Origin of the sequence: Modestobacter sp. VKM Ac-2984, from assembly GCF_026967985.1 — a bacterium.
In the GTDB taxonomy this organism is placed as follows: domain Bacteria; phylum Actinomycetota; class Actinomycetes; order Mycobacteriales; family Geodermatophilaceae; genus Modestobacter.
In genome coordinates this window covers 109,956-134,170 of record NZ_JAPVBJ010000006.1, presented here as the reverse complement: position 1 = coordinate 134,170, position 24,215 = coordinate 109,956, and the positions used below count along the sequence as shown (strand labels likewise).

Sequence of the window (24,215 nt, the reverse complement as noted above, 5' to 3'; positions counted from 1 at the left end):
CCCACCCCGCGACAGAAATGGCCATTTCTGTCGCGCAGGATGGGGGCATGGAGCCTGGTCACGTCCTGTTGCCCGACGAGCGCACGCTGCACGGGCACTGGGACCCCGCGCTCCCGCCTGCGCTGACCGTCGAGCCCGGGACGACGGTGCGCATCGGCACGCTGGACTCCGGCTGGTCGACCGGGCCGTACACCGGCGGGGACACCGCAGCCGACCTGGCCGTGCGGCCCCGGCACCCGGCGTTCGACCCGGCCGCCGGGCACGCGCTCACCGGCCCGGTCGCGGTCACCGGGGCCGAGCCGGGGCAGGTGCTCGCCGTCCGCATCGACGACGTCGTCCCGGGCGCGTTCGGGACGACGTACTGCGGGCTCCGGTCGACTGCGCTGAACGAGCGGCTCGGGGTGACGGCGGCGCCCGTCGTCCACCGCTGGACGCTGGACGGCACCGCCGGGATCGGCCGCAACCAGGCCGGGCACTCGGTCGCGCTGCGGCCGTTCCTCGGCGTGATGGGCGTGCCGCCGGCCGAGCCCGGCCAGCACTCGACGATCCCGCCGTACTGGCACGGCGGGAACATCGACTGCCGCGAGCTGGTCGCCGGGGCGACGCTCTACCTGCCGGTGACCGTGCCCGGCGGGCTGCTGTCGGTCGGCGACGGGCACGCCGCGCAGGGCGACGGCGAGGTGGCCGGGACGGCGATCGAGTGCCCGATGGACGCCGTCGACCTGACCCTGGACGTGCTGCCGGACCTCTTCGGCGCCCCGGTGACGACGCCGGTCGCGAAGACCCCCGCCGGCTGGGTGACGATGGGCGTGGCCGACGACCTGGACGAGGCGATGGCGATCGCGCTGGACGCGATGCTCGACGTCGTGGCCGCGCTGCACGGCATCGGCCGCTCCGACGCGCTCGCCCTGGCCAGCGTGGTGGTCGACCTGCGGGTCACCCAGGTGGTCAACCAGGTCGTCGGCGTGCACGCCGTCCTCCCCTGGGGCGCCATCCGCTAGCCCGAGGGGCCAAAATCGCGACTTTGGCCCCCCGGGGGCGACGGGGTCCTTCCTCAGTCGCCGGTGGCGCCGTCGATGCGTTCGCGGAGCAGGTCGGCGTGGCCGTTGTGCCGGGCGTACTCCTCGATCATGTGCAGGTACACCCAGCGGAGCGAGACCTGCTCTCGGCTGCGGCTGGTGCGACCCCGGCTCAGGTCGTCCAGCGAGCCGAACCCGTCAGCGATCTCCCGGCTGACCTGGCACTCCTCGGCGAGCCGGGCGAACTCCCGAGCCACCGTGTCCGGTTCGTCGGCGTCCCGGCCCACGCCGTGGAAGTCCCCGTCCCAGTCGCCGGGCGAGCTGTAGAGGTCGGGCACGTCCTGCCCGTCCAGCACGTGGCGGAACCAGCCCTGTTCGACCTCGGTCATGTGCCGCACCAGCCCGCGCAGGCTCAGCGGGGACGGCGGCACCGACCGCTCGCCCAGCTGTTCGGGGGTGAGCCCGGCGCACTTGGTCAGCAACGTGCCCCGCTGGTACTCCAGCCAGGCCTGCACCGCGGGGCGTTCGGCGTCCCGGTACGGCGGCTCGACGCGCTCGGGGGCGTGCACGAAGTCGGTCATGACCGCAGATCATGGCGTGGTTGGCTGTCTCGGTGCTGCGCATCGGTGCCCTCGACGTCCCGGATGGCGGGCTGGTCGTCATGGCGATCGTCAACCGCACCCCGGACTCGTTCTACGACGGCGGCGCCACCTTCGCGCTGGACGCCGCGCTGGCCCGGGTCGACCAGGTGGTCGCCGAGGGCGCGGACATGGTGGACGTCGGCGGGGTGAAGGCGGCCCCGGGCGCGGAGGTGGACCCGGCCGAGGAGATCCGCCGGACGGTGGACCTGGTCGCGGCGATCCGGGCGGCGCACCCGCAGCTGCCCATCTCCATCGACACCTGGCGGGCCGAGGTCGGCCGGGAGGCGCTGGCCGCCGGTGCCGACGTGGTCAACGACGCCTGGGGCGGGGTCGACCCGGAGCTGGCACACGTCGCCGCCGAGGCCGGTGCCGGGATCGTCTGCACCCACGCCGGCGGCCTCCCGCCCCGCACCCGACCGCACCGGGTCACCTACGACGACGTCGTGGCCGACATCGTCCGGCGGACGACGGCGCTCGCCGAGGCCGCCGTGGCCGCGGGCGTGGACCCCGAACGGGTGCTCATCGACCCCGGGCACGACTTCGGCAAGAACACCCGGCACTCGCTGGAGGCCACCCGGCGGCTGGACGAGCTCGTCGCGACGGGCTGGTCGGTGCTGGTGGCGCTGTCGAACAAGGACTTCGTCGGGGAGACCCTCGACCTGCCGGTGGACCAGCGGCTGACCGGCACCCTGGCCGCCACCGCGATCAGCGCCTGGCTGGGGGCCCGGGTGTTCCGGGTGCACGACGTCGCGGCCACCCGCCAGACGCTGGACATGGTGGCCTCCGTCCGCGGCGACCGGCCGCCGACCCGCACCACCCGCGGCCTGGCCTGAAGGACGGCCCAGCCGCGGCGATAGGTTGCCGGGCATGGCCGCCACCGGGTTCCACACCGCCGACGAGCTCAACGACCTGCTGCCCGGGACCTTCCCGGGGCTGCTCGGCATCGTCGTCGACACCCACGAGCCGGGCCGGCTCACCTCGCACCTGGACGTCCGGCCCGAGCTGCTGGCGCCCAACGGCTACCTGCACGCCGGCACCGTGGTGACCCTCGCCGACACCAGCTGCGGCCTGCCCACCCGGGCACTGCTGCCGGAGGGGTCCAGCGGCTTCACCACCATCGAGCTGAAGAGCAACCACCTGAGCACCGCCCGGGAGGGCCGCATCTCCGCGGTCGCCACCAACGTGCACGCCGGCCGGACGACGCAGGTCTGGGACGCCGTGGTGACCGCCGAGGCCACCGGCAAGACGCTCGCGCTCTTCCGGTGCACGCAGTCCGTCCTCTGGCCCCGCTGACCCGCGGAGCTACCGGCGGGTAGCCCCGGCTGTGGCGCGCGACACGCCGAATGTGAGACTGGCGTCACCGCACCTGAGTCGAGGAGGACCCCGTGGCGTTCGCCAGTCGCTATCCCGATGTCGAGATCCCCGAGCTGTCGGTACCGCAGTTCGTGCTGGCCGGAGCCGCCGAGCGGGCCGACCGCCCCGCGCTGATCGACGGCCTCTCCGGCGAGACGATCACCCACGGTGAGCTCGCCTTCTACGTCGAGCGGCTCGCCGCGGCGCTGCACGCCCGCGGGCTGCGCAAGGGCGACGTCGTCGCCGTCTTCAGCCCCAACACCATCTGGTACCCGGTGGTCTTCCACGGGATCGCCGCCGCCGGCTGCGTCATCAGCCCGGTCAACGCGCTCTACACGCCCGAGGAGATCGCCTTCCAGCTGAAGGACTCCGGGGCGAAGGTGCTGGTCACCGTCTCGCCGTTCCTGGACCGGGCGCTGGCCGCCGCCGAGCGCTCGCCGGTCGACGAGGTCATCGTGATGGACGGCGCCGAGGGCCACACCTCGCTGCGCGACCTGCTCACCAGCGATGCCCCCGCCGTGCAGGTGGACATCGACCCGGCCGAGGACCTGGTGACGCTGCCGTACTCCAGCGGTACCACCGGGCTGCCCAAGGGCGTCATGCTCACCCACCGCAACCTGGTGGCCAACGTCAGCCAGTCCCGTCCGCTGGCCGGCGTGGAGGAGGGGGCCGAGCGGATCATCGCCGTCCTGCCGTTCTTCCACATCTACGGCCTGACCGTGCTGATGAACCAGGGCCTGCAGTGGGGCGGCGCCGTCGTCACCCTGCCGCGGTTCGACTTGGAGCAGTTCCTCCGGGTCATCCAGGACCAGAAGATCACCCGGGCCTTCGTCGCCCCGCCGATCGTGCTCGCGCTGGCCAAGCACCCGATGGTCGACCAGTTCGACCTCTCCTCGCTGCGCAGCATCACCTCCGGCGCGGCCCCGCTGGACGAGTCGCTGGCCCAGGCCGCCCAGGACCGGCTCCGCAAGGGCGCCGCCGAGGGCACCGCGGTGGGCCAGGGCTACGGCATGACCGAGCTCTCCCCCGTCTCGCACACCACCCCCGAGGCCGGGCTCGAGCCGGCCGGCGCCGGGGAGACCCCCAAGGGCACGGTGGGCTACGCGCTGCCCAACACCGAGTGCCGGCTCATCGACCCGGCCACCGGTGAGGACGCCGGCCCGGGCGAGCGCGGCGAGCTGTGGGTGCGCGGGCCGCAGGTGATGAAGGGCTACCTGAACAACCCGCAGGCCACCGCCGAGACGCTGGACGGCGAGGGCTGGCTGCACACCGGTGACGTGGCGATCGTCGACGACGAGGGCCGCTACACCGTGGTCGACCGGGTGAAGGAGCTGATCAAGTACAAGGGCTACCAGGTGGCGCCGGCCGAGCTGGAGGCCGTGCTGCTGAACAACCCGCAGATCGCCGACGCCGCGGTCATCGGGGTCCTGGACAAGGAGAGCGGCGAGGAGCTGCCCAAGGCCTTCATCGTCCGCGCCCCCGGTTCGGAGATCACCGAGGACGACGTCAAGGCCTACATGGCCGAGCACGTCGCCCCGCACAAGAAGATCCGCTTGGTCGAGTTCATCGAGCAGGTGCCCAAGTCGATGGCGGGCAAGATCCTCCGCAAGGACCTCAAGAACCGCTGACGGGCCCCGCCCCCCACCGGACCTCCCAGGAGTGCAGATGGCGCGGTTGGACCTGCGGGTGCGGCTGGCGGGGCGGGCCTTCGGCGCCGTCTCCGTGGCCCGGATGGACGACGCCCGGCTGCGCCGGGCCCAGCAGCAGCGGATCGGCCACAACCGGCTGACCGACCTGCTGTTCGGCCCGGTCGCGGCGGGGGTCGAGCTGACGGACGGCACTGCGGCCGGGGCGGACGGCGACGTCCCGGTACGGGTGTACCGGCCCGGTGGGCACACCCGTGGGGCACTGCCGCTGGTGGTGAACTTCCACGGGGGTGGGTGGACGATCGGCTCGCTGGACTCGGCTGACTGGTTGTGCAGCAACGTGGCCGTCGCACTGCCCGCGGTGGTGATCTCGGTCGACTACCGGTTGGCCCCGCAGCACCGCTGGCCGGCGGCGGCCGAAGACGGCTACGCCGCCCTCGTCGACCTGGCCGAGCGGGCGGCCGAGCTGGGCGCCGCCCCGGGTCGGGTGGCGGTGATGGGCGACAGTGCCGGCGGCAACCTGGCCGCGGTGGTCAGCCTGATGAGCCGGGACCGCTCCGGGCCGGCGATCGGCTTCCAGGGCCTGCTCTACCCGGCCACCGACCTGACGCTGGGCAGCCCGTCGATCGCGCGGAACGCCTCCGCCCCGATCCTCACCCGGGACGACGTGCACGCCTTCCGCGACCACTACCTGGGCGGGCAGGACCCGACCGATCCCTACGCCTCGCCGCTGCACGCCGCCGACCACCGCAGCCTGCCGCCGGCACTGGTCCAGGTCGCCGAGCACGACCCGATCCGGGACGACGGGCTCCGGTACGCCGAGCAGCTGCGCGCGGCCGGGGTCCCGGTGCGTACGACGGAGTACGTGGGCATGCCGCACGGGTACCTGAGCTTCCCCGGCCTGTGCCGCAGCGCGCCGCAGGCGCTGGCCGAGCTGGTCGCCGAGATGCGCGCCGCTCTCGACCGCTGAGGAGATCCACGGCCGGTCGCCGGGGCTCCACCTGCACCTGCGCAGGGTGGGGTGGACCGGAACCAGGTCAGCCCCTCGACCATCCCTGCCGGCGCGATCGCTCCGGCAGGGGCTGGCCGGCGGCCAGTCAGCCGCGGTCCGCCGGTGCGTCGGGCGATCGGGCCGGGCCGACCGAGCCGCGCCGGATCAACGGGCAGTCCACCAGGCGGGCGACAGCCGGTGGTCGCTCTGCGCCCTCCACCTGGGCCAGCAGGAGCTGCGTGGCAGCCTCCCCCATGGCGTAGTGCGGCAGGGCGACCGTCGTCAGGCCCGGGGACAGCTCGCGACCGATGACGTAGAGGTCGTCGAACCCGACGACCGACAGGTCCTCGGGGATCCGCAGGCCCCGGTCGCTCGCAGCGTGGTAGACCCCGACCGCCATCTGGTCGTTGAAGGCGAAGATCGCGGTCGGCGGCTGCGCCTGGTCGAGCAGTTCGAGGGCTGCCCGCCGCCCACCCGCGGAGTCCGACGCCGCCCGCACCACGCGACCGGGGTCGTCCGGGAGCCCCTGCCGAGCGAGTTCCGCACGGTACCCCCGCAGCCGCCCGAGGGCGGCCGGGCCGTCCCGTTCGTCGAGCACGAACGCGATGCGGCGATGCCCGTGCCGAGCGAGCTCCTGCACCGCGGTGCGTGCGCCGGCTTCCTCATCCGGGACCACACACGGGAAGCCGTCCGTCTCGGGCCGGGCGTCCAGGACGACGACGGGCAGACCGTCGAGACCCTGCGGGACGGAGACGACCCGGTGGTACATCGTGGCGTACAGAGCGCCGTCGACCTGCTGCTGGCGCAGGGCGCGGATCGCGTGCTCCTCCAGTTCGGTGTTGCCGCCGGTGTTCACCAGCACCAGCAGGTACCCGGCCCGCCAGGCCGCGTCCTGAGCCCCCTGGATCAGCTGCCCGGCGTAGGGTGTCGTGGCGATCACGTCGCTGATGAGCGCGAGGGTCATGGACCGCCGGGTGCGCAGACCGCGGGCGATCCCGTTCGGCACGTACCCCAGGCTCCGCGCGGCCTCGTGGACGCGCTCGCGCGTGGCGACGCTGGCGCGTGGGCTGCCCTCGTCGTTGAGGACCGCGGACACGGTGGAGGGCGCCACGCCCGCCAGGGCGGCGACGTCCTTGATCCGTGGTCGTGCAGCCACTCGATCCCCACCCAGCCAGGTCCTGCCGGCGATCCCGGTGCAGGCAGTATCCGGTCTCAGAGGCGCGCGGGGGAAGCGTGCACCCGCAGCTCCCCACCCGGACCGACGTGCACGGGCATGGGATCGGTGAGGTGACCGACGAACCGTCCGTCGTCGTCCTCGTTCTCCCAGGCGAAGAAGCTCCACTCCCCGCGGTGCTCCAGCAGCCGCCCGGCGTAGTGACGCGCCCGCTGGTCACCGACGAGGAAGTCGTCGCGCTCGAGGACGTAGGGGCCGAACCGGTCGGCCGAGGTCAGGTAGTGGGTGCCCCCTTCGGCCACCACGCCGGCGCGCGCCAGCCGCCGTGCGCTGTGCTCCCCCGAGGTGGTGCAGAACAGGACCCGCCACGCACCGCCGATGCGGACCAACTGGGGCACCTCCAGGTGGTAGAACTCCCCCGGCTCGGACACCGGCGGCCCCACCACCCAGGACGTGAGGTCCGGCGCGGAGGCGTGGCCGACGACGCCCCGGCCGTCGTGCGGCCCGTGGTTCGCCCGCGCGGTGACGAACATGTGGAACTCCTGCGTTCCCTCGTCCCACCACACCCACGGGTCACGCCAGGCCTCCTCGCGCGTCCGGTCGTCGAGCTTCTCGTACCAGCGCGGGTCCGCCTCCAGCACCTGACCGTGCTTCGTCCAGGACGTCAGGTCCGGGGAGCTGGCGCGTCCGATGCGCTGCACGCGCCCGGACTCGGCCCGGGACACCCCCGTGTAGAACATGTGCCACTCGCCCCCGGCGCGCAGCACGCTGCCGGTCCAGGTGGCCAGGTCGTCGAAGGCCCCGGCCTGCCCCGGCTCCAGCGCCGTGGGCAGCACCTCCCAGGAACGCAGGTCCTGCGACACCGCGTGCCCGATCGTGGCGTGGTGGTGGCGCAGGTCCGGATCCCCGAGCGAGCGGGGTGCCTGCAGGTAGAAGACGTGGACGTCGTCGCCGTCCTGGGCGAACCAGAAGTCCCAGACCCATCGGTCGGCAAGGGCGAGGGTCATCGGATCAGCCCTTCAGGCCAGAGGAGGCGACGCTCTGGACGAACCATCGCTGGAAGAGGAGGAAGACGAGGAGGACCGGCAGCACCATGAGGACTCCGAAGGCGAAGATCTGACCCCAGTCGTAGGGCGGCTGACCCTGGAAGACCGCGATCTCCAGCGGCAGCGGCCTGCGCTGCGGCTGGTCCACCATCATCACCGGCCACAGGAACGACCCCCACGCGGTGAGGAACGACAGGATGGTCACCGTCGCGAAGACCGGCTTGGAGTTCGGCACGATGATCAGGAAGAAGGTCCGCCACGGACCGGCGCCGTCGACGCGGGCGGCCTCCTCCATCTCCTTCGGCAGGCCGGCGAAGAACGAGTAGAAGAGGTAGATCGAGAAGGCACTGGCCACGAACGGCAGGAACTGCACGTAGTACGTGTTGCGGTGGTCGTTGAGCAGGTAGAACAACGGCACCGCGATCGCCTCGAAGGGCAGGATCACCAGCAGCACCACGACCATCAGCACCGTGTCCCGCCCCCGCCAGCGCAGCCGGGCCAGGGCGTAGGCGGCCATCGAGTTGACGACCAGTCCGCCGAGGACCACGACACCGGCGACGATGAGCGACGTGAGGTAGAAGTCGCTGAAGCGGCCGGTCGCCGGGCTGTCGAACCGGTCGAGCATGCCCGTGTAGTTGCCCAGGGAGAGGTCCCGCGGGAGGAACCCGGACAACCCGTCGATCACCTCGCCGGCGGGCTTGAAGCTCCCGATGACCATGTAGGCGATCGGGGCGACGAAGACCACGGTGAGGACGGTGAGGAGGAGGTAGGCACCGGCGCGGCCGGCCCGGCCCTGCGCGCGGCGACGGTGGGTGCGACGGTGGACGGTGGCGCTCATGCGACCTCGCGCTCCTCACGCAGCAACCGGCGCTGCACCAGGGTGACCACCAGCACGATGACGAAGAACAGCACCGTGATCGCCGACGCCCTACCGACGTTGTTCGCGTCGAACGCCGTGGTCACCGCCTGGTACATGACCGTGGTGGTGGCCTCCTGTGGACCGCCTTGGGTCATCACGTAGACCTGGTCGAACAGGCGGAAGGACAGGATGGTGGTCACCATGACCACGAAGATCAGCGTGTTCCGCAGGCCCGGCAGGGTGATGTGCACGAACTGCCGCCACCGTCCGGCCCGGTCCAGCGCCGCGGCCTCGTAGAGGTCTCCAGGGATCCCCTGCAACCCGGCCAGGATGATCACCATCTGCAGCCCCACGCCCTGCCAGATGGACATGATGATGATCGAGAGCAGCGCCGTGCTCTCGTTGCCGAGCCAGTCGTAGGGGCCCAGCAGCCCGAAGGACGCCGTGTCCAGGAACGCGTTGAGCATCCCGAGGTCGTCGCGGGCGTAGATGAGCTTCCAGACCACCGCGACCAGCGCCATGGGGAAGACGACGGGCATGAAGAAGAAGGTGCGGAAGAACGCCATCCCCCGCAGCGGCCGGTTCAGCAGCACGGCCAGGGCCAGGGCCAGGGCCGTCTGCACCGGCACCACGACGGCGGCGAAGACGAGGTTGTTGAGCAGGCCCCGGTAGAACTCGCCTCGGAAGTTCGGGTCGAACAGGATGCGCCGGTACTGCTCCAGGCCGAACCAGCCCGGCGGCGTGGGCGAGTCCAGCCGCACGTTGTGCAGCGACAGCCACACCGCCAACCCGAACGGCACCACCACGAAGGCCAGCAGCCCGAGTGCAGCAGGTGCGGCCATCGTCACCGCCGGCAGGGTGTCGCGGCGCAGTCCGCGGGCCGCCTTGCGCGGGCTGAGCAGCGGCGCGGGGCCTGAGGTGCTCATCGCTCGGTGTCTCCTCCCTGCCCGGAGCCGGCGCGGAGCGCGCGCGTGTCCGCGTGCGCTCCGCGCCGTGCCCTGCCCGGACCCGTCGTTGCCGTCAGGACCCGTAGTTGTCGTTGTCCTGGTAGTCCAGGTCGATCAGCTCGGCCGCCGAGTCCAGCAGCTCCTGGGCATCGCCACCGTCGTAGGCGCCGAAGAACGCCTCGGAGAACTGCTGGCTGATCACCGGGTACGCCGGGGTGACCGGCCGGGGCACCGCGACGCAGTCCGGCGTGGGCTCACCGTCACCGCAGGTCAGCTCCAGCTGGCGGGCGAAGAGCTCGAGCGGCCCGCCCTCCTGGTACAGCTCGCTCCCAGCGGTCACGCTGGTGGTTCCCGGGGGTGCGGCGTTGGCGTCGGTCATGCCGGAGACGGCCTCGTCCGAGGCGAGGCAGTCCAGGAGCGCCCCGGCCGCCGCGCCGTTCTCGGTCGCGGGGTTGACCCCCCACGCCCACGAGCCCTGACCGCTCTTCGGGCCCGCACCGAAGTCGGGCAGCGGGAGGACGACCAGGTCCTCCCCGAGCGCCTCGTCGTAGGTGTTGTAGACCCAGTGACCCACCCAGCTCAGCGGGACCCGCCCGTCGACGAACGCCTTGTCGTCGGTGTTGGGGTCGATGTACTCGCGCCAGCCGGCGAACCGCTCGACGGCCTCCACGACGGGCGCGCTGTTCAGGTTCCCCTGCGCGACGCCGTCCTCCACGACCTGCTCACCTGCGGAGTAGACGATCGGCAGGAACCCGAAGGTGGGCCACTCCGCGCCGTAGTTCTCCTTGATGTCGAGCACCTTCTGGTCCGGGTCCGCGGCCGCGAGGGTCTGCAGCGCGGCCTCGAACTCCTCCGCCGTCCAGGCGTCCTCGAGTCCCTGCGGGTAGGACACCCCCGCGGCGTCCAGGAGCGCCTTGTTCCCGTAGATGCCGAGCGAGGAGTCGTACTGCGAGATGCCGTAGACCTCGCCGTCGGCCGGGTAGGTGTTCTGGGCCAGGACCGAGTCCGTCTGGTTCTCCAGCGTCTCGGCCGAGACCAGGTCGCCCACGGGTGCGAGCTTCTGGGCGTAGGCCAGGGAGGCCATCATCGGCCCGTCGTACTCGAGGACGTCGGGCAACTCGTCCGGGTCCGTCGTCGTCACGGTCCGCATGTAGTCGGCCTCGGGGATCAGCTGCAGCGTCGCCTGGACGTCCTCCTGGGAGGCGTTGCAGTCGTCGATGGTCTGCTGCAGCGCGTCGACCTCGGCCGGCTGGCCCTGGTGGGCCCAGACCGTGATCTCGCCCGTGCCGTTGCCGGGCTCCGCACCACTGTCGGTCCCACCTCCGCTGCAGCCCGAGACGGCGACGACCGACGTTGCGGCGAGGACGACGCCCCACCGTGCCCGTGCTACGTGCATGGCTACCTCCAAGCGAGATCCACCCTCGTTGGCGAATCGATTCGCCAACCGTGGCAGCGGCTCCCTAACCTGTCAAGCGTCGGCCGTGACCGACGTGTCCACCCCGTCGGGAGGAGGTTCCGTGGAGGTCGTGATCGTGCCGTCCCCGGCAGAGGTCGGGCGATCGGTCGCCGACGTGGTCCCGCAGACGCTCGTCGGTGGGGCCCGCACGTCGGGCCCGGTCACCGGCTCGTCCCCGCCGGCGGCCCACCAGGAGCTCACCCGACGCGCGGCCGGCCACCTGGAACGGGCGGACCGCCACCGGCACCTGGCCGCCCACCGGCTCGTCCGGCAGGGCTGGTGACCGCTTCCGGTCCGGTGCGCACCGTGGTCGCGGTCGACCTCGGCGGGACGGGCATCAAGGCGGCCCGGCTGGACCTGCACGGCAGGGTGGAGGCGCGTCGGACCGTGGCCACACCGGTGGCCGCCGGAGCCGGGGCCGTGGTGAGCGCCGTCGGTGAGGTCGCTCGGTCCCTCGTCGTCCCCGGGACGGTCGGCGTCGGCCTCTGCGCCCCCGGCGTGCTCGACACCGCGGCTGGCCTGGTGCGCTACGCCCCCAACCTCGGGATGCGCGACGTCGCGCTGGCCGCTGCGGTACAGCAGCACGTGGGTGCGCCGGTGGTCATGGAGCACGACGTGCGCGCGGCCTGCCTGGCCGAGCATCGACTGGGCCTCGGGCGTGGCGTCGACGACCTCGTCGTCATCGCCCTGGGCACCGGGGTCGCCGCCGGGGTGGTCACCGGCGGACGTCTCCTCACCGGCGCGGCAGGTTCGGCCGGCGAGCTCGGTCACGTGCCCGTGCACGTCGGTGGGGAGCCCTGCCCGTGCGGGCAGCGCGGGTGCCTGGAGGCCTACGCCTCGGCCGGCGGGATCGTCCGCCGCTACCGTGCCGCGGGAGGAGCTGCCGACCGAACCGCGGCGGACATCGCCGCGAGCGCGTTCCACGAGCCGGTGGCGGCCCGGATCTGGCAGGAGGGCGCCCAGGCCCTCGCCCGCGCGCTGGTCACGACCACCATGATCCTGGACCCGGCCGTGATCGCCCTGACCGGAGGCCTCACCGGGGCCGGCGAACACCTGCTGGGGCCCGTCCGAACCGCGCTGGCTGCCGGTCTCGCCTGGCGCGAGCCCCCGCGGGTGGCCATCTCGGCGCTGGGCGCGGAGGCGAGCCTCTACGGTGCCGCGCTGCACTTCCTGGAGACCGCCGGGTTGCACGCGGTCCTCACCTCGTGGCAGGCGCCCACCGGTGACCGGGGCACGGCGCCCACCCAGGAGGACGACGGTTGCTGATCACCGCTGGGCGGCTGGTGACCCCGGCCCCGTCCTGACCCCTGGCTGACTCGGGGTCAGCGGAAGCCGGCTGATCAGCTGGTCGTGTCGGTGTTCGTGGACGTCCACGGCCAGGGCGGCGGGACGCGTACGCCGGGCGGGGACCCTAGGGTCGGGGCATGCGTGCGGTGACGATCTCCTCCCCTGGCGGCCCTGAGGTGCTCGGCTGGGGTGAGGTGCCCGACCCGGTCTGCGGGCCCGGTGAGGTGCTCGTCGACGTGGCCGCCACCGCGGTGAACCGCGCAGACACCCTGCAGCGCCAGGGGCACTACCCGCCCCCGCCGGGCGCCAGCGAGGTGCTGGGCCTGGAGTGCAGCGGCGTGATCAGCGAGGTCGGTGCCGAGGTGACCGGCTGGTCGGTGGGCGACGAGGTGTGCGCGCTGCTCTCCGGCGGCGGGTACGCCGAGCGGGTCGCCGTCCCCGCCGGTCAGCTGCTCCCCCGGCCGGCCGGGGTCGAGCTGGCAACCGCCGCGGCCCTGCCCGAGGTGGTCTGCACCGTCTGGTCCAACGTCTTCATGCTCGCCGGGCTGCAGGCCGGCGACGTCTTCCTGGTGCACGGCGGCTCCAGCGGCATCGGCACGATGGCGATCCAGCTGGCCAAGCGCGCCGGCGCACGGGTGGCGACGACGGCCGGCAGCGCCGAGAAGCTGGCCTTCTGCCGCGAGCTGGGCGCCGAGATCGGCGTGAACCACCGCGAGCAGGACTTCGTCGAGGTGGTGCGGGAGGCCACCGACGGGCACGGGGCGGACGTCGTCCTGGACATCATCGGGGCCAAGTACCTGGCCCGGAACCTCGACCTGCTGGCCACCGGCGGCCGGCTGGTGGGCATCGGCATGCAGGGCGGCACGAAGGCCGAGATCGACCTCGGCAAGCTGATGCGCAAGCGCGGCTCGGTGCACGCGACGACGCTGCGCTCTCGGCCGGCGACCGGGCCCGGCGGCAAGGCGGAGATCGTGGCGGCGGTGCGGCACGACGTGTGGCCCGACGTCGAGCGGGGCGTCGTCCGGCCGATCGTGGACCGCCGGCTGCCGATGTCCCGGGCCGGCGAGGCGCACGCCCTGCTGGAGTCCAGCGGCCACATCGGCAAGGTCCTGCTGCTCCCGGGCTGAGCGTCAGCGCAGGTCGGCGACGGCCTCGACGAGGCGGTCGACCTCCTCGACGGTGTTGTAGTGCATCAGGCCCAGGCGCACCGCCCCGCCGGTCTCGTTCACCCCGATCGCGTCGAACAGCTCCCGGGAGTAGAAGTCGCCGTCCCAGGCGCAGACGCCCCGCCGGGCCAGCTCGGTGGCCGCCTGGCGGGGCCGCATCCGGTCGACGCTGAACGACAGCGTCGGCGTGGTCCACCCCGGGTCGCCCAGCACCTGCAGGTGGGGCATCGCCCGCAGTGCTGCGTCCAGCCGGGTGAAGAGCTCCTCCTCGTAGCGGCTGACCGCGGCCAGCGAGGTGCGCAGCCGCTCCCGCCGGGTGCCGGCGGCCTCGGGACAGAGCGCCGCCAGGTGGTCCACCGAGGCCGCCACCCCGGCGTAGAGCTCGAACGGCGGGGCGCCCGTCTCGAACCGGTCGGGCACCCGCTCCGAGGCGGGCAGCAGCTTGTCCGGCCACAGCTCCTCGAGCAGTCCCGGGTGGGCGACCACCGCGCCGACGTGCGGACCGCACCACTTGTAGGCCGAGAGCGCGAGGAAGTCCGCACCCAGCTCGTCGACGTCCAGGGGGGCGTGCGGTGCGGCGTGCACGGCGTCGACGAAGACCAGCGCCCCGACCCGGTGCGCCCGCTCCGCGATCGAGGCGACGTGCGGCCGGGTGCCGATCGCGCTGCTGGCCGCGGTGACGGCGACCAGCCGGGTGCGGTCGGTGAGCAGCTCGTCGTACTGCCAGTCCGGCAGCTCCCCGGTCTCGATGTCCACCTCGGCCCACCGCACGCCCAGGCCGATCTCGTCGGCGACCTGCAGCCACGGGCGGATGTTGGCGTCGTGGTCCAGCCGGCTCACCACGATCTCGTCACCGCGGCGCCAGTGCTTGGCCAGCGCCCGGGCCACCGAGTAGGTCAGCGTGGTCATGTTCGGCCCGAGGACCACCCCGGTGGGCACGCCGCCCACCAGGTCGGCCACCGCGGACCGCGCGCCGGCGACCAGCTGCTCGGCCCGGGCCGAGGAGGCGAAGACGGCGCCCCGGCCGGCGATCGGCACCCGCATCGCCTGCGAGACGGCGCGCACCACGCTCTCCGGCACCAGCGCGCCCCCGGGCCCGTCGGCGTGCACCAGGCCGTCGGACAGCCCGGGGAACAGTCCCCGGATGCGGGCCACGTCCAGCTGGCCCTCCCCCGACGACATGCGGGGAGCGTAGTCAGTCGCCCGGTCGGTGCCGCCCGCGACCGGCACCCCGGCGGCGCCTCGCGGCGCCGGGGGAAGATGGGGGCATGACAGCACCAGGCACCGGTGGACCACACCCCCAGCAGGTCCTCGTCGTGGGGCCGGACGGGCAGCCGGTCGGGGGCATGCACCTGCCCGAGGGCGAGGACGGGGGCATGGCCGGGGTCGGTGACCTGGTCGAGCAGCCGGCCAAGGTCATGCGGATCGGCACGATGATCAAGCAGCTGCTCGAGGAGGTCCGGGCGGCGCCCCTGGACGACGCCAGCCGCAACCGGCTGCGCGACATCCACGCCTCCTCCATCCGCGAGCTGGAGCAGGGGCTGGCCCCCGAGCTGCGCGAGGAGCTGGACCGGATCACGTTGCCGTTCACCGAGGGCGAGACCCCTTCGGACGCCGAGCTGCGGATCGCCCAGGCGCAGCTGGTCGGCTGGCTGGAGGGCGTCTTCCACGGCATCCAGACCGCGCTGTTCGCCCAGCAGATGGCCGCCCGGGCGCAGCTGGAGGAGATGCGCCGCAAGGCCCTCCCCGGCGGCGCACCGGCCCAGGAGCACCGCCCCGGCGGGGGCCAGTACCTCTAGCCGGGTTCAGCCCAGCGGCAGCCCCTTGACGATCCGGGCCGCGGTCCGGCCGGTCCGGCGCCAGTCCTGCGGGCCGGCGTCCGGGCCGGTCGTCGTCGCCGGACGGTGGGCGGGCAGCTTGCCGTGGTGCACCGCCACCGTGCCGGCGGCGTCGACGCCGACGCCGACCTCCAGCTGGGAGCCCCGGGCGGCCGCGTGCGCCAGCCCGACGGCGTCCGCGGGCCCGCCCGGGACGTCGACGACGTCGGTGGGCACGCCCTCCTCCTCCGCGCCGGCGCAGACCTCGCGCAGCACCGCCGCCGGCGCCGCGGGGGCACGGTGCACGAGCACGGTCGGCCGCTGCGCGGCGTCGGTCACCCGGCCGGGCACGACGATGCGGCCGCGTGCGCCCGGACCAGCCCGGTCGCGACGGCGGTGCGGGGGCCCTGGGTGCCGAGCACGTTGCCCGTCCCGCAGACGATGCCGTAGGGCGCGAGCTCGTCGGCGATCAGCTCGGGGATCTCGAAGTCCAGCGCCGAGCCGCCCAGCAGCACGACGAAGTCCAGCGCCCGCAGGTCCGCCCCGGGCGCGACCTGCCGCAGCGCCCGGACGGCGTTGACCACGAACACCCGGCTCTTCGCCGCCCGCCGCACCCGCCGGACGTGGTCCAGCCCGTGCCGGGTCTCGACGGGCACCGGGCCGTCGGGGGTGAGCACCACGACGCGGGCGAACACGTGCGGCGGGAACGGCTGGTCGAAGAACTGGACGGTGCCGTCCTCGTGCCGCAGGTGGAAGAAGCTCTCCACCTTGGCCAGGGGGTGCCACTTCACGCCCTCGGCGACCTCCCGGTCGCCCAGGGCCAGCTCGGAGTCGATCAGCTTGGTCACCAGCTCCCCGGCCCCGGCCACGTGGACGGCGGTGCACACCCCGTCCCGGGTCAGCAACGCCGCGTCGGTCGAGCCCCCGCCCAGGTCCAGGACGGCGACCGGCCGGTCGACGCCCGGGGTGGTCAGCGCCCCGCCCACGGCCATCTCCCCCTCGACGCCACCGATCTCCGCCCAGGCCCCGAGCTGGGTGGACACCTGGTCGGCGACCAGCTGCATCCGGCTGCGGCTGGTCCGCACCATCGCCGCGAGCGCCACGGCGTTCTCCAGCGCCACCTCGCCGGCCAGCCCACCGCGCACCTCGGCCGGCACGAAGGTGTCGACCGCCAGGACGTCGCGGATGGCGATCTCCGCCGGCGGTTGCGCCGACCCGTCGGCGTCGTGCAGCACGTCGGCCATGGTGTCGCGGACCTGGGCGAGCATCCCGCCGACGTGGGTGCCGGGTTCCCCGTGCACGTCGTCGAGCGGCTGCAGCCGGGCGATGGTGGCCATGATCGCCTCGGCCCCGGCGTCGACGTCGATCCGCAGCTCCTTCCCCGCCCCGCGCAGCACCAGCTCACCGACCGGGATCCGCCGGTCGGTGACGTCCCCGGACGGGGTCCGCACCACCACCGCGGAGCGGTTCCCGGTGAGCGCGCGGGCGACCGGGGAGACCGCCCGGGTCTGCTCGGGGTTCAGGCCGAACACCGAGGCCAGCCCGTAGGAGTCCGACAGGGTGCGGATCGTCCGCCCCGGTGCGGCCACCTCCACCGCGGCCAGCATGCCCAGCGGCACCTTCTCGACCGCGCGCACCTCGTCCACGACGGGCACCGGGCGGTCCAGCCGGTTGGTGACCAGCACCGCGTCGTCCCCGGCGAGGACGGCGGCCACCACCGCCACCCCGCGGGCGACGGCGGCGTTCACCACCCGCGCGACGTCGTCGAAGTCCCACTCGACCGGCACCACGCAGACCACCGGGTCGCCCGGGGACTGCCCCGCCAGGTCGGCGATCGACACGGTGGTGCCCACCGCGAGCCCCTGCCCGCCGGGCGTCGTCGGGTTGTGCCCGATCATCGTGGACTCGGTGATGATCGTCTCGGTGATGGTCTCCATCGCCAGGCCGCTGATCACCGGCGTGGCCTCGTTGAGCAGCACGGTGTGCACCTCGTCGGGCCGCCGTCCGGCCTGGGCGAGGACGTCCCGGATCACCCGGAGCGCCCCGGCGGTGTTGTCCGGGGTGCCCTTGACCCCGGTGGTCCGGGTCAAGCCCGCGCCCAGGTACGCCACCGACCCGTCCGGGGCCAGGTCGGCCAGGCACGCCTCGGTCGTGGAGTTGCCGATGTCGACGCCGACGACCAGCCGGGCCGACGACGGGTCGCGGTGGGGCGCCCCCACCTCAGCCCGCGTCGGTCAGTTCGAAGACGGCCTCGACCTCCACCGGGCCACGCCCGGCCTCGATGCACTCGAACTCCTTGAGGTGCAGGAGCGCGGCCTTCGCCTGCCAGCGCGGTCGCGCCATCTGGTCGTTGCGGGTGGGCACCGGCTGGGGCGACTCGCCCTTCGCGTACTGCGCGGCGTTCGAGCCGATCATGCGGAACACCGCCGGGTCCAGCAGTGGGGACTGCGGGAACAGCTCGAGGTTGCTCAGCCGGGCGAGGTCCTTCTGGTGGATCATCGTCGTCCCGCGGGACAGGATCCCGACGGAGATGCCGGAGCCGGACAGCTTGGCCCCGATGTGCGCGATGGCCGCCAGGTCCGCGGTGTCCCGGACCCGGACGAGCCGGGCGCCCACGCCCTGCTCCTCGATGCCGGCCATCAACTGGCGCAGCACCTCGGCGTGCGGGACCTCGACGATCGTCTTGCTGAAGTGGCCGGCGAAGGCCGGGGACACGGCGATCACCACCTCGTCGGGCCGGGTGCCGCGGGTCGCCGGGCCCAGCTCGCGGAGGCTGACCGTGCGGTCGGGCGTGGCGGTGGTCATGGTCAGCCCACCTCGCTCTCGGGGTCGGTCGCCGACGTGACGTGCCGCAGCTTCTTCAGCTCGGCCCAGCGTTCGCCCTCCAGCCGGTAGCCGGTGCCGGGGCCGGCGTAGTCGTTCGGGTCGTTGATCGCCGACAGCGGGGTGAAGTCGGCGGTGAGCACCGCCGAGGTCTGCAGCAGGTCACCGGAGACCCGCTGGCGCAGCACGGTCAGCAGGTTCTCGGCGACGTCGTGGAAGCCGGCGGACTCCAGGCCCTTGACGATGTCCAGGCCGGTGATGCCGCGGTCCATGACCGCCTGGGCGCCCTTGAGGTCGGCCAGCACGTCCCGGAAGGGGTAGTCGGCGGAGGAGTTGGCGTAGGTGGCCGCCTCCACCTCGTCGTCGGTGACCGCCGGCAGGTCGAGGTAGGCGAACAGCGCCTGCAGGGCGCGGGCGGCCTTGCTCCGGGCGAGCAGGATCTCGTCCTCCCGCACGTGCCGCAGCCCGCCGTCGACCTGGAAGTCGCGCTGGATGGTGTTCCAGTCGTCGTAGTCCTCGGTGTCGAAGTTGGACCCGGCGAACATGTTGTCCGCGTTCGGCACCGCCGAGTAGCCCGAGCAGACGAAGTCGGTGCCGGGCAGGAGCTGCGGCATCATCCGGGCGGTCCGGCGCATCGCCGAGTGGGAGAACGACTGGTCGTTCCCGGAGGCGCACTCCAGGTCCATCATGCTGGCCACCAGGTTCTCCGCGGCCACCGCGCGCAGCCCGCCGGGGACGGCGCCGGGCACCCCGATGCAGCTGATCGAGCCGTTCTGCAGCCCCTGCACCCCGGCCCCCTTCGCCATCAGGATGCAGCGGATCTCCAGGTAGAGCATCGACTTGCCCTCGGCGTTGCCCATCTGCACCTCCGAGCCGGTGCCGGAGGTGAAGCGCATCTTGATCCCGCGGGAGGCGTAGGCCGAGGCGAGGAACGCCTTGGACCACGGGGTGTCGTCCCCGTCGATGAACACCGACTCCGTGCCGTAGATCGAGATCGTCTCGGCGTAGGCGGTGATGCCGCGCATCCCGAGCTCCAGCTCGGTCGCCTCCTCCAGCGCGCACTGGGTGAGCACGCCGCCGCGGCCGACCTGGGCGCCCACCTGCAGGGCGATGGCCACCAGGGGCGCGTAGCGCAGCACGCCGAGGGTGGTCTCCAGCTCGGCGAAGCCGCGCAGCGCGCCCTCGGCGGCGTCGGCGGCCACCTGCACCGGGTTGTCGCGGGCGCTGGTGGAGTGCGCCTGGTTGGCCGGCGTGCGCCGGGCCCGCATCTTCTGCATCCCCTGCATGATCTCGACGACGTTCATCAGCTTGAGGACGTCGAGCACCTTGGCCGGGGTGAGGCCGCGGGTCACCGCGAGCACGTCGTCCCGGGAGGCCCGGGGGTCGATCAGCATCCGGGCGATCTCGGCCGAGGGGAGGGCGTTGGACTCCTCGGCCGACGCCACGTCGATGGCGTGGTCGGCGATGAAGGAGTCCATGAAGTCGAAGTCGGCGCGCTGCCGGCCGTCCAGCTCGACGATGCGGCCGTCCTCGACCCGCACGCTGGGGGCCGGGTCGAACTCGCTCTCCATCGCGACGAGGCCCTTCTCGGGCCACTCCTCGACGAACCCGTCGAGGTTGACCGGGCGGGCCTCCAAGATGTCGGTGCGCAGCGAGTGCCGGGGCTGGCCCGCGGGCCGCGGCTGGGCGGTGGTCATGGGGTGTCCTCTCCGTCCTCGGCGCCGGCCCGGGCCAGCAGGTCGCGGCGCGCGTACACCTCGGCTGCCTCACGGACGAGGCCCGCGCACACCGGCGCCGACCACGTCGTCTCCAGCCGGTCGGCCAGCGCGGCGAGCCCGGCGGCGGTGGAGGCCCGCGGCCGCAGCGCGTTGTACATGCCGAGCACCTCGGCGTCGGGGATCGCGCACATCTCCGCCGCCCGCCGGAAGTTCATCGCCAGCTGCGGGCGGTTGCTGGCGTCGGCCAGCTGGGCCTGCAGCTCCAGGGTCTCCGGGGCGATCCGCAGGTCCTCGGCCGACAGCTCACCCGACACCACCGCGTCCATCGTCAGCGCGGTGATCGGCTTCCCCGTCGGGGTCCGCAGCAGCTCAGGCCGGTTGACCGACAGCGGGTAGTCCCCGCGGGTCAGTCCGGTGTCCAACGAGGCGCTCATCGGGGCATCCCTCCCAGTCGGTCCGTGCACCGGGACTGTGACACAGCACACGTTGCCTCTTCGTTGCCTCCACGGCGGGGCTGTACCGGGAGGCCGCAGGACTGCTTGGCTGTGACGATGACCACATCGCTCTCCCACGCCGATGCCCGCCGGGTCCTGGACGCGGGCCTCGCCCGGGCCGAGGAGATCGGCCAGCCGATGAACGTCGCCGTCGTCGACGACGGTGGCCACCTGCTCGCGTTCGGGCGGATGGACGGCGCCATCAAGGCGAGCATCGACATCTCCACCCGCAAGGCCGTCACCTCGGTGCTGATGGCCGCGCCCACGGCGGCCCTGACCGACCTGGTCCAGCCCGGAGCCGAGCTCTACGGCCTGGAGCAGACCTCCGGCGGGCTGGTCACCTTCGGCGGCGGGATCCCGCTGCGCCGGGACGGCGTGGTGGTGGGCGCCGTCGGGGTCAGCGCGGGGTCGGTGGCCCAGGACGTCGACGTGGCCACCGCTGCCGCGGCAGCCCTGGACTGAGCTGCCGCGGCAGCCCTGGGCTGAGCTGCCGTGACAGCCCTGGGCTGAGCTCCCGCCGCCCCGCCGGTGGTTGCCGGGGGTCGGGGTGTGAGCGATGATCCGCACCGGCGCCAGTGCCGGCGTCTGCGCCATGAGCCCGCCCGGGGGTGCGATGTCGTGCGATGCAGAGCACCTGGCCGGCGAGGGCGAGCACCTCGACCCCCGCGAGCGCGCGCGGGCGCTGGCTGAGACGTTCGACGCGGTGCTCGCCCAGGGCACCGTCCGCCGGGCCCCCCGGCCGGTGGTCTCGGCGTCCTGGGCGCGGAGCCTCGCCGCGCACGTCGACCCCGAGCGCCGGACACCGCCGGTGGTCCACGCGGCCGACGAGCTGGACGACCTCCGCGCCGCCCACCCGATGAACGCCGTCATGCCGCTGCTGCGCAGCGCGTTGGTGGACGTCGCCGACGACGCGATGCACCTGGTGCTGGTGACCGACGCCGCGGGCCACGTCCTGTGGCGCGACGGCGACCGGCAGCTCCTCGGGCAGGCGGACCGGGTCGGCCTCTTCCCCGGCACCGACTGGAGCGAGGCCGCCATCGGGACGAACGCGATGGGCACCGCCCTCGCCGTCGGGGCGCCGGTGCAGATCCACTCGGCGGAGCACCTGGTCCGCACGTACCACTCCTGGACCTGTGTCGCGGCTCCGGTCCACGACCCGGACACCGGGGCGATCATCGGCGTCCTCGACGTGAGCGGTCCGCTGCACGCGGTGAACCCCGCCCTGGCCCAACTGGTCGCGGCCACCGCTCGGCTGGCGGAGGACCAGCTGCGGGTGCGGCTGGCGATCGCCGACGAACGCCGGCGGCTCCGGCACCTGCTGCCGCCGGGCCGGTCCGGCGACGCAACCGCCTTCGTCACCCTCAGCGGCCGGGTGCTGGCCGCCGAGCCCACCGACCGGTGGCCGGCGCACGTCGAGCTCGGCGACGGCGACCGGGTCGCCCTGCCCGACGGCCGGGAGGCCCACGTCGACCGGTTCGCCGACGGCTGCCTGCTCCGGACCGCCGCCCGCCGCACCCGGTCGGCACCCCGTCCGGTCGAGCACGTGCTGTCGCTGCGGTGCACCGGGACCGGGACGCCCACGGTGACCGTCGACGACCGCGCGATCCCGTTGCCGCTGCGCCTGGCGGAGGTCCTCCTCATGCTCACCCGGCACCCCGACGGGCTCACCGGGGAGCAGCTGGCCCAGCTGCTCTACGGCGACCGCGGCAACCAGACGACGGTGCGCGGTGAGATCCGCCGGCTCCGCACGCTGGTCGGGGCGGAGCTGCTGCAGACCCGGCCCTACCGGCTGGTGGCCGAGGTCGGCACCGACGTCGACACCGCGGGCCGGGCGCTGGCGGCCCGGCACGTGCGCGCGGCCCTCAGCGCCTGCCGCGGGCCGGTGCTGCCCCGGTCGGAGGCGCCGGAGATCCGGCAGCTGAGCGACGAGCTCACGGCGGGTCTGCGCCGCGCCGTGCTGGCCACCGACGACCCCGAGCTGCTCCACACCTTCAGCACCCATCCCCTGGGCGAGGACGACGGCGCCGTCCACGACCGGCTGGCCGAGCTCCTCTCCCCCGCCGACCCGCGGTCGGCCGCGGTGGCGGTCCGCCGCGCTCGACTGCTCGCCGACTGAAGGAGCGGCCCGGCGCCGCAGGGGACGGCGCCGGGCACGCGGTGTGGTCCGCAGCGACCGCCGCTAGACGGTGAACCGCCGGACGGCGTCCTGGAGCTCGTCGCTCATCCGGGCCAGGTCCGCCGCCGAGCGCTGCGCCTCCGCCACGCCCTCGTTGGTCTGCTGGGTGCCCGCGGCGAGCCCGGAGATCGCGGTGGCGATGCTCCGCGAGCTGCCCGCTGCCTCGGCGACGTTGCGGTTCATCTCGTTGGTGGTCGCGGTCTGCTCCTCCACCGCCGCGGCGATGGTCGCCTGGTAGTCGTTGATCTCGCCGATCACCGAGCTGATCTCCCCGATCGCCGAGACCGCCCCGGCGGTGTCGGCCTGGATCGCCTCCACGCGCTGCGAGATGTCCTCGGTCGCCCGGGCCGTCTCCTGCGCCAGCTCCTTCACCTCGCTGGCCACCACCGCGAAGCCCTTGCCCGCCTCACCCGCGCGGGCGGCCTCGATCGTGGCGTTCAGCGCCAGCAGGTTCGTCTGCTCCGCGATCCCGTTGATCAGCTTCACCACCGTGGCGATCTCCTGCGAGGAGTCACCCAGCTTGCCGACCGTGCGGGTGGTGTTCTCCGCGACCGCGACGGCCTGCCCGGCCACCCGGGAGGCCTCGCTGGCGTTCCGGCTGATCTCCCGGATCGCGGCCTCCATCTGCTGCGAGCCGGTGGCCACGGTGTCGACGCTGGCGGCGACCTCCCCGGCGGAGCTGACGACGACGTCGGCCTGGCCGGTCGCCGCCTGGGCACTCCGGGCCATGCCGGCGGCGCCGGTGTTCAGCGCCTGCGACGCCACCGCCAGCCGGCCGGCGGAGTCGTTGACCAACCGCAGCACGCCGCTCAGCGACTCCAGGGTCGAGTCCAGCGAGCGGGCGACCTCACCGATCTCGGCGCCACCGGTGGCGCCGGCCCGGACGCTGAGGTCACCCTCGGCGACCCGGTCGAGCACCTCTCGCAGGCGCTGCACGGGGCCCATCACCGACCGGACGACGAGCAGGGCCAGCACCACGGAGACGAACAGCCCGATGACGATGATCGCCACCGTGAGGGTGCGGGCACTGGTGTAGGCGTCCTCCGCCTCCTGCGCCTTGCCCACAGCCGCCTCCCGGGCAGCGCTGGTGGCGGTGACCAGTGCCTCGGAGATGGTGGCCTGGGCGGCGCCCATCGCCTGGATGACCGGGCCCGCCGCCGCGATGTCCCCCGGGGGGGCCTGCCTGAGCTGGGTGAGCAGGGACAGGTACTCCTCGGTCCCTGCGGAGAAGGTCTCGAAGGCCGCCCGGGTCTCCGGGGTCAGCGGCATGTCCGCGACGGCTGCGGTCTGCGCGGCCAGGGTCTCCAGCCCGGCGGCGAAGCCCTCGGCGGACGCGGCGAGCGTCTGGGGCGGCAGCGTGGGGATGCTCGTCCGAGCGGAGTAGGCCTGCAGCTCCCACCACTGGGCCTGCAGCTGACGCAGCCCGTCCAGCGGCACGGCGCCCTCCTCGTGGACCTCGGCGGCGGTCTCGCTGAGCACCGACATCCGCTGGATGCCCACCAGACCGACGGTCAGGGTGGTCAGTGCCACCAGCAGGATCGCCAGGAGGAGGCGTCCGCGCAGCCCCACCCGGCCGGCGAGCCCGGAGGTCACGCCTCTCCT

The 24,215-nt window shown here is 73.6% G+C and carries 24 protein-coding genes; 11 read left to right on the top strand and 13 right to left on the bottom strand.

Annotated features, from left to right (window positions below; translation table 11 throughout):
• Positions 1 to 47 precede the first annotated feature (47 nt).
• Positions 48 to 1,001 (top strand): acetamidase/formamidase family protein, encoded by a 954-nt coding sequence (locus O2W16_RS13975; protein ID WP_269159420.1) that lies wholly within the window; start codon positions 48 to 50, stop codon positions 999 to 1,001.
• Between the two features lie 53 nt (positions 1,002 to 1,054).
• Here O2W16_RS13975 and O2W16_RS13970 read toward each other — a convergent pair whose 3' ends face one another.
• The gene (locus O2W16_RS13970) at positions 1,055 to 1,600 is read right to left on the bottom strand and encodes a DinB family protein (protein WP_269159419.1); all 546 of its coding nucleotides are present in this window, start codon (positions 1,598 to 1,600) and stop codon (positions 1,055 to 1,057) included.
• 11 nt (positions 1,601 to 1,611) lie between these two features.
• On the opposite strand from O2W16_RS13970, the gene folP reads away from it, so the two are divergent.
• From folP to O2W16_RS13950, 4 genes are all read left to right on the top strand, one after another.
• Positions 1,612 to 2,493, top strand: a complete 882-nt coding sequence (gene folP / locus O2W16_RS13965; protein WP_269159418.1) for a dihydropteroate synthase — start codon at positions 1,612 to 1,614, stop codon at positions 2,491 to 2,493.
• 34 nt (positions 2,494 to 2,527) lie between these two features.
• Positions 2,528 to 2,953, top strand: coding sequence for a PaaI family thioesterase (locus tag O2W16_RS13960; RefSeq protein ID WP_036339350.1), 426 nt, complete (start codon positions 2,528 to 2,530; stop codon positions 2,951 to 2,953).
• A gap of 92 nt (positions 2,954 to 3,045) precedes the next feature.
• On the top strand, positions 3,046 to 4,641 hold the full coding sequence (locus O2W16_RS13955; RefSeq protein ID WP_269159417.1) for a 4-coumarate--CoA ligase family protein: 1,596 nt from the start codon (positions 3,046 to 3,048) through the stop codon (positions 4,639 to 4,641).
• A gap of 37 nt (positions 4,642 to 4,678) precedes the next feature.
• Positions 4,679 to 5,629 (top strand): alpha/beta hydrolase, encoded by a 951-nt coding sequence (locus O2W16_RS13950; protein WP_269159416.1) that lies wholly within the window; start codon positions 4,679 to 4,681, stop codon positions 5,627 to 5,629.
• A 127-nt stretch (positions 5,630 to 5,756) separates the two neighbouring features.
• Here the strand turns inward: O2W16_RS13950 and O2W16_RS13945 are convergent, their stop codons facing one another.
• The 5 genes from O2W16_RS13945 to O2W16_RS13925 all read right to left on the bottom strand — a co-directional run bounded on the left by O2W16_RS13945 (position 5,757) and on the right by O2W16_RS13925 (position 11,072).
• The gene (locus O2W16_RS13945) at positions 5,757 to 6,806 is read right to left on the bottom strand and encodes a LacI family DNA-binding transcriptional regulator (RefSeq protein ID WP_269159415.1); all 1,050 of its coding nucleotides are present in this window, start codon (positions 6,804 to 6,806) and stop codon (positions 5,757 to 5,759) included.
• 56 nt (positions 6,807 to 6,862) lie between these two features.
• Positions 6,863 to 7,831: a hypothetical protein gene (locus O2W16_RS13940; RefSeq protein ID WP_269159414.1), complete on the bottom strand. Its 969-nt coding sequence runs from the start codon at positions 7,829 to 7,831 to the stop codon at positions 6,863 to 6,865.
• A gap of 4 nt (positions 7,832 to 7,835) precedes the next feature.
• Entirely contained in the window at positions 7,836 to 8,708 is an 873-nt protein-coding gene (locus O2W16_RS13935; protein WP_269159413.1) for a carbohydrate ABC transporter permease, read from the bottom strand.
• Entirely contained in the window at positions 8,705 to 9,655 is a 951-nt protein-coding gene (locus tag O2W16_RS13930) for a carbohydrate ABC transporter permease (RefSeq protein WP_269159412.1), read from the bottom strand. Before O2W16_RS13930 ends, O2W16_RS13935 begins: the two co-directional genes overlap by 4 nt.
• Before the next feature lie 94 nt (positions 9,656 to 9,749).
• A complete protein-coding gene (locus O2W16_RS13925) occupies positions 9,750 to 11,072 on the bottom strand; it encodes an extracellular solute-binding protein (protein WP_269159411.1) in 1,323 nt (440 codons plus the stop codon).
• Positions 11,073 to 11,193: 121 nt separating this feature from the next.
• Here O2W16_RS13925 and O2W16_RS13920 point away from each other — a divergent pair, with 121 nt between their 5' ends.
• The 3 genes from O2W16_RS13920 to O2W16_RS13910 all read left to right on the top strand — a co-directional run bounded on the left by O2W16_RS13920 (position 11,194) and on the right by O2W16_RS13910 (position 13,546).
• Entirely contained in the window at positions 11,194 to 11,415 is a 222-nt protein-coding gene (locus O2W16_RS13920; RefSeq protein WP_269159410.1) for a hypothetical protein, read from the top strand.
• On the top strand, positions 11,412 to 12,398 hold the full coding sequence (locus tag O2W16_RS13915) for an ROK family protein (protein ID WP_269159409.1): 987 nt from the start codon (positions 11,412 to 11,414) through the stop codon (positions 12,396 to 12,398). The genes O2W16_RS13920 and O2W16_RS13915 overlap by 4 nt, the downstream gene beginning before the upstream one ends.
• Before the next feature lie 158 nt (positions 12,399 to 12,556).
• Positions 12,557 to 13,546, top strand: a complete 990-nt coding sequence (locus O2W16_RS13910) for an NAD(P)H-quinone oxidoreductase (RefSeq protein WP_269159408.1) — start codon at positions 12,557 to 12,559, stop codon at positions 13,544 to 13,546.
• Positions 13,547 to 13,549: 3 nt separating this feature from the next.
• Here O2W16_RS13910 and O2W16_RS13905 read toward each other — a convergent pair whose 3' ends face one another.
• Positions 13,550 to 14,767, bottom strand: a complete 1,218-nt coding sequence (locus tag O2W16_RS13905) for a cysteine desulfurase-like protein (protein WP_269159407.1) — start codon at positions 14,765 to 14,767, stop codon at positions 13,550 to 13,552.
• 86 nt (positions 14,768 to 14,853) lie between these two features.
• On the opposite strand from O2W16_RS13905, the gene O2W16_RS13900 reads away from it, so the two are divergent.
• Positions 14,854 to 15,384: a bacterial proteasome activator family protein gene (locus tag O2W16_RS13900; RefSeq protein WP_269159406.1), complete on the top strand. Its 531-nt coding sequence runs from the start codon at positions 14,854 to 14,856 to the stop codon at positions 15,382 to 15,384.
• A gap of 6 nt (positions 15,385 to 15,390) precedes the next feature.
• On the opposite strand, the gene O2W16_RS13895 is transcribed toward O2W16_RS13900, so the two are convergent.
• The 5 genes from O2W16_RS13895 to O2W16_RS13875 are packed head-to-tail and all read right to left on the bottom strand — an operon-like array spanning position 15,391 to position 20,377.
• Positions 15,391 to 15,741 carry a glycerol dehydratase reactivase beta/small subunit family protein gene (locus tag O2W16_RS13895; protein WP_269159405.1) on the bottom strand — a complete coding sequence of 117 codons (351 nt, stop codon included), beginning with the start codon at positions 15,739 to 15,741 and terminating at the stop codon, positions 15,391 to 15,393.
• Complete coding sequence (locus tag O2W16_RS13890) at positions 15,738 to 17,621, bottom strand: diol dehydratase reactivase subunit alpha (protein ID WP_269159404.1); 1,884 nt, start codon at positions 17,619 to 17,621, stop codon at positions 15,738 to 15,740. The genes O2W16_RS13895 and O2W16_RS13890 overlap by 4 nt, the downstream gene beginning before the upstream one ends.
• Position 17,622: 1 nt before the next feature.
• Complete coding sequence (locus O2W16_RS13885) at positions 17,623 to 18,207, bottom strand: propanediol/glycerol family dehydratase medium subunit (RefSeq protein ID WP_269159403.1); 585 nt, start codon at positions 18,205 to 18,207, stop codon at positions 17,623 to 17,625.
• Positions 18,208 to 18,209: 2 nt separating this feature from the next.
• Positions 18,210 to 19,922, bottom strand: a complete 1,713-nt coding sequence (locus O2W16_RS13880; RefSeq protein WP_269159402.1) for a propanediol/glycerol family dehydratase large subunit — start codon at positions 19,920 to 19,922, stop codon at positions 18,210 to 18,212.
• On the bottom strand, positions 19,919 to 20,377 hold the full coding sequence (locus O2W16_RS13875; RefSeq protein ID WP_269159401.1) for a diol dehydratase small subunit: 459 nt from the start codon (positions 20,375 to 20,377) through the stop codon (positions 19,919 to 19,921). Before O2W16_RS13875 ends, O2W16_RS13880 begins: the two co-directional genes overlap by 4 nt.
• A gap of 117 nt (positions 20,378 to 20,494) precedes the next feature.
• Between O2W16_RS13875 and O2W16_RS13870 the strand changes: the two genes are divergently transcribed.
• Both O2W16_RS13870 and O2W16_RS13865 read left to right on the top strand, forming a co-directional pair.
• Positions 20,495 to 20,899: a GlcG/HbpS family heme-binding protein gene (locus O2W16_RS13870; RefSeq protein WP_269159400.1), complete on the top strand. Its 405-nt coding sequence runs from the start codon at positions 20,495 to 20,497 to the stop codon at positions 20,897 to 20,899.
• Between the two features lie 94 nt (positions 20,900 to 20,993).
• A complete protein-coding gene (locus O2W16_RS13865) occupies positions 20,994 to 22,553 on the top strand; it encodes a helix-turn-helix domain-containing protein (RefSeq protein WP_269159399.1) in 1,560 nt (519 codons plus the stop codon).
• A gap of 63 nt (positions 22,554 to 22,616) precedes the next feature.
• On the opposite strand, the gene O2W16_RS13860 is transcribed toward O2W16_RS13865, so the two are convergent.
• A complete protein-coding gene (locus O2W16_RS13860; RefSeq protein WP_269159398.1) occupies positions 22,617 to 24,206 on the bottom strand; it encodes a methyl-accepting chemotaxis protein in 1,590 nt (529 codons plus the stop codon).
• Positions 24,207 to 24,215: the final 9 nt, after the last annotated feature.

What these genes read in the sequence shown, in the direction of transcription:
- O2W16_RS13970 (WP_269159419.1), bottom strand. Translation starts at nt 1,600, where the DNA reads ATGACCGACTTCGTGCACGCCCCCGAGCGCGTCGAGCCGCCGTACCGG.
- O2W16_RS13880 (WP_269159402.1), bottom strand. Translation starts at nt 19,922, where the DNA reads ATGACCACCGCCCAGCCGCGGCCCGCGGGCCAGCCCCGGCACTCGCTG.
- O2W16_RS13960 (WP_036339350.1), top strand. Translation starts at nt 2,528, where the DNA reads ATGGCCGCCACCGGGTTCCACACCGCCGACGAGCTCAACGACCTGCTG.
- O2W16_RS13935 (WP_269159413.1), bottom strand. Translation starts at nt 8,708, where the DNA reads ATGAGCGCCACCGTCCACCGTCGCACCCACCGTCGCCGCGCGCAGGGC.
- O2W16_RS13905 (WP_269159407.1), bottom strand. Translation starts at nt 14,767, where the DNA reads ATGTCGTCGGGGGAGGGCCAGCTGGACGTGGCCCGCATCCGGGGACTG.
- O2W16_RS13865 (WP_269159399.1), top strand. Translation starts at nt 20,994, where the DNA reads ATGATCCGCACCGGCGCCAGTGCCGGCGTCTGCGCCATGAGCCCGCCC.
- O2W16_RS13885 (WP_269159403.1), bottom strand. Translation starts at nt 18,207, where the DNA reads ATGACCACCGCCACGCCCGACCGCACGGTCAGCCTCCGCGAGCTGGGC.
- O2W16_RS13940 (WP_269159414.1), bottom strand. Translation starts at nt 7,831, where the DNA reads ATGACCCTCGCCCTTGCCGACCGATGGGTCTGGGACTTCTGGTTCGCC.
- O2W16_RS13950 (WP_269159416.1), top strand. Translation starts at nt 4,679, where the DNA reads ATGGCGCGGTTGGACCTGCGGGTGCGGCTGGCGGGGCGGGCCTTCGGC.
- folP (WP_269159418.1), top strand. Translation starts at nt 1,612, where the DNA reads ATGGCGTGGTTGGCTGTCTCGGTGCTGCGCATCGGTGCCCTCGACGTC.
- O2W16_RS13930 (WP_269159412.1), bottom strand. Translation starts at nt 9,655, where the DNA reads ATGAGCACCTCAGGCCCCGCGCCGCTGCTCAGCCCGCGCAAGGCGGCC.
- O2W16_RS13925 (WP_269159411.1), bottom strand. Translation starts at nt 11,072, where the DNA reads ATGCACGTAGCACGGGCACGGTGGGGCGTCGTCCTCGCCGCAACGTCG.
- O2W16_RS13875 (WP_269159401.1), bottom strand. Translation starts at nt 20,377, where the DNA reads ATGAGCGCCTCGTTGGACACCGGACTGACCCGCGGGGACTACCCGCTG.
- O2W16_RS13900 (WP_269159406.1), top strand. Translation starts at nt 14,854, where the DNA reads ATGACAGCACCAGGCACCGGTGGACCACACCCCCAGCAGGTCCTCGTC.
- O2W16_RS13975 (WP_269159420.1), top strand. Translation starts at nt 48, where the DNA reads ATGGAGCCTGGTCACGTCCTGTTGCCCGACGAGCGCACGCTGCACGGG.
- O2W16_RS13870 (WP_269159400.1), top strand. Translation starts at nt 20,495, where the DNA reads ATGACCACATCGCTCTCCCACGCCGATGCCCGCCGGGTCCTGGACGCG.
- O2W16_RS13910 (WP_269159408.1), top strand. Translation starts at nt 12,557, where the DNA reads ATGCGTGCGGTGACGATCTCCTCCCCTGGCGGCCCTGAGGTGCTCGGC.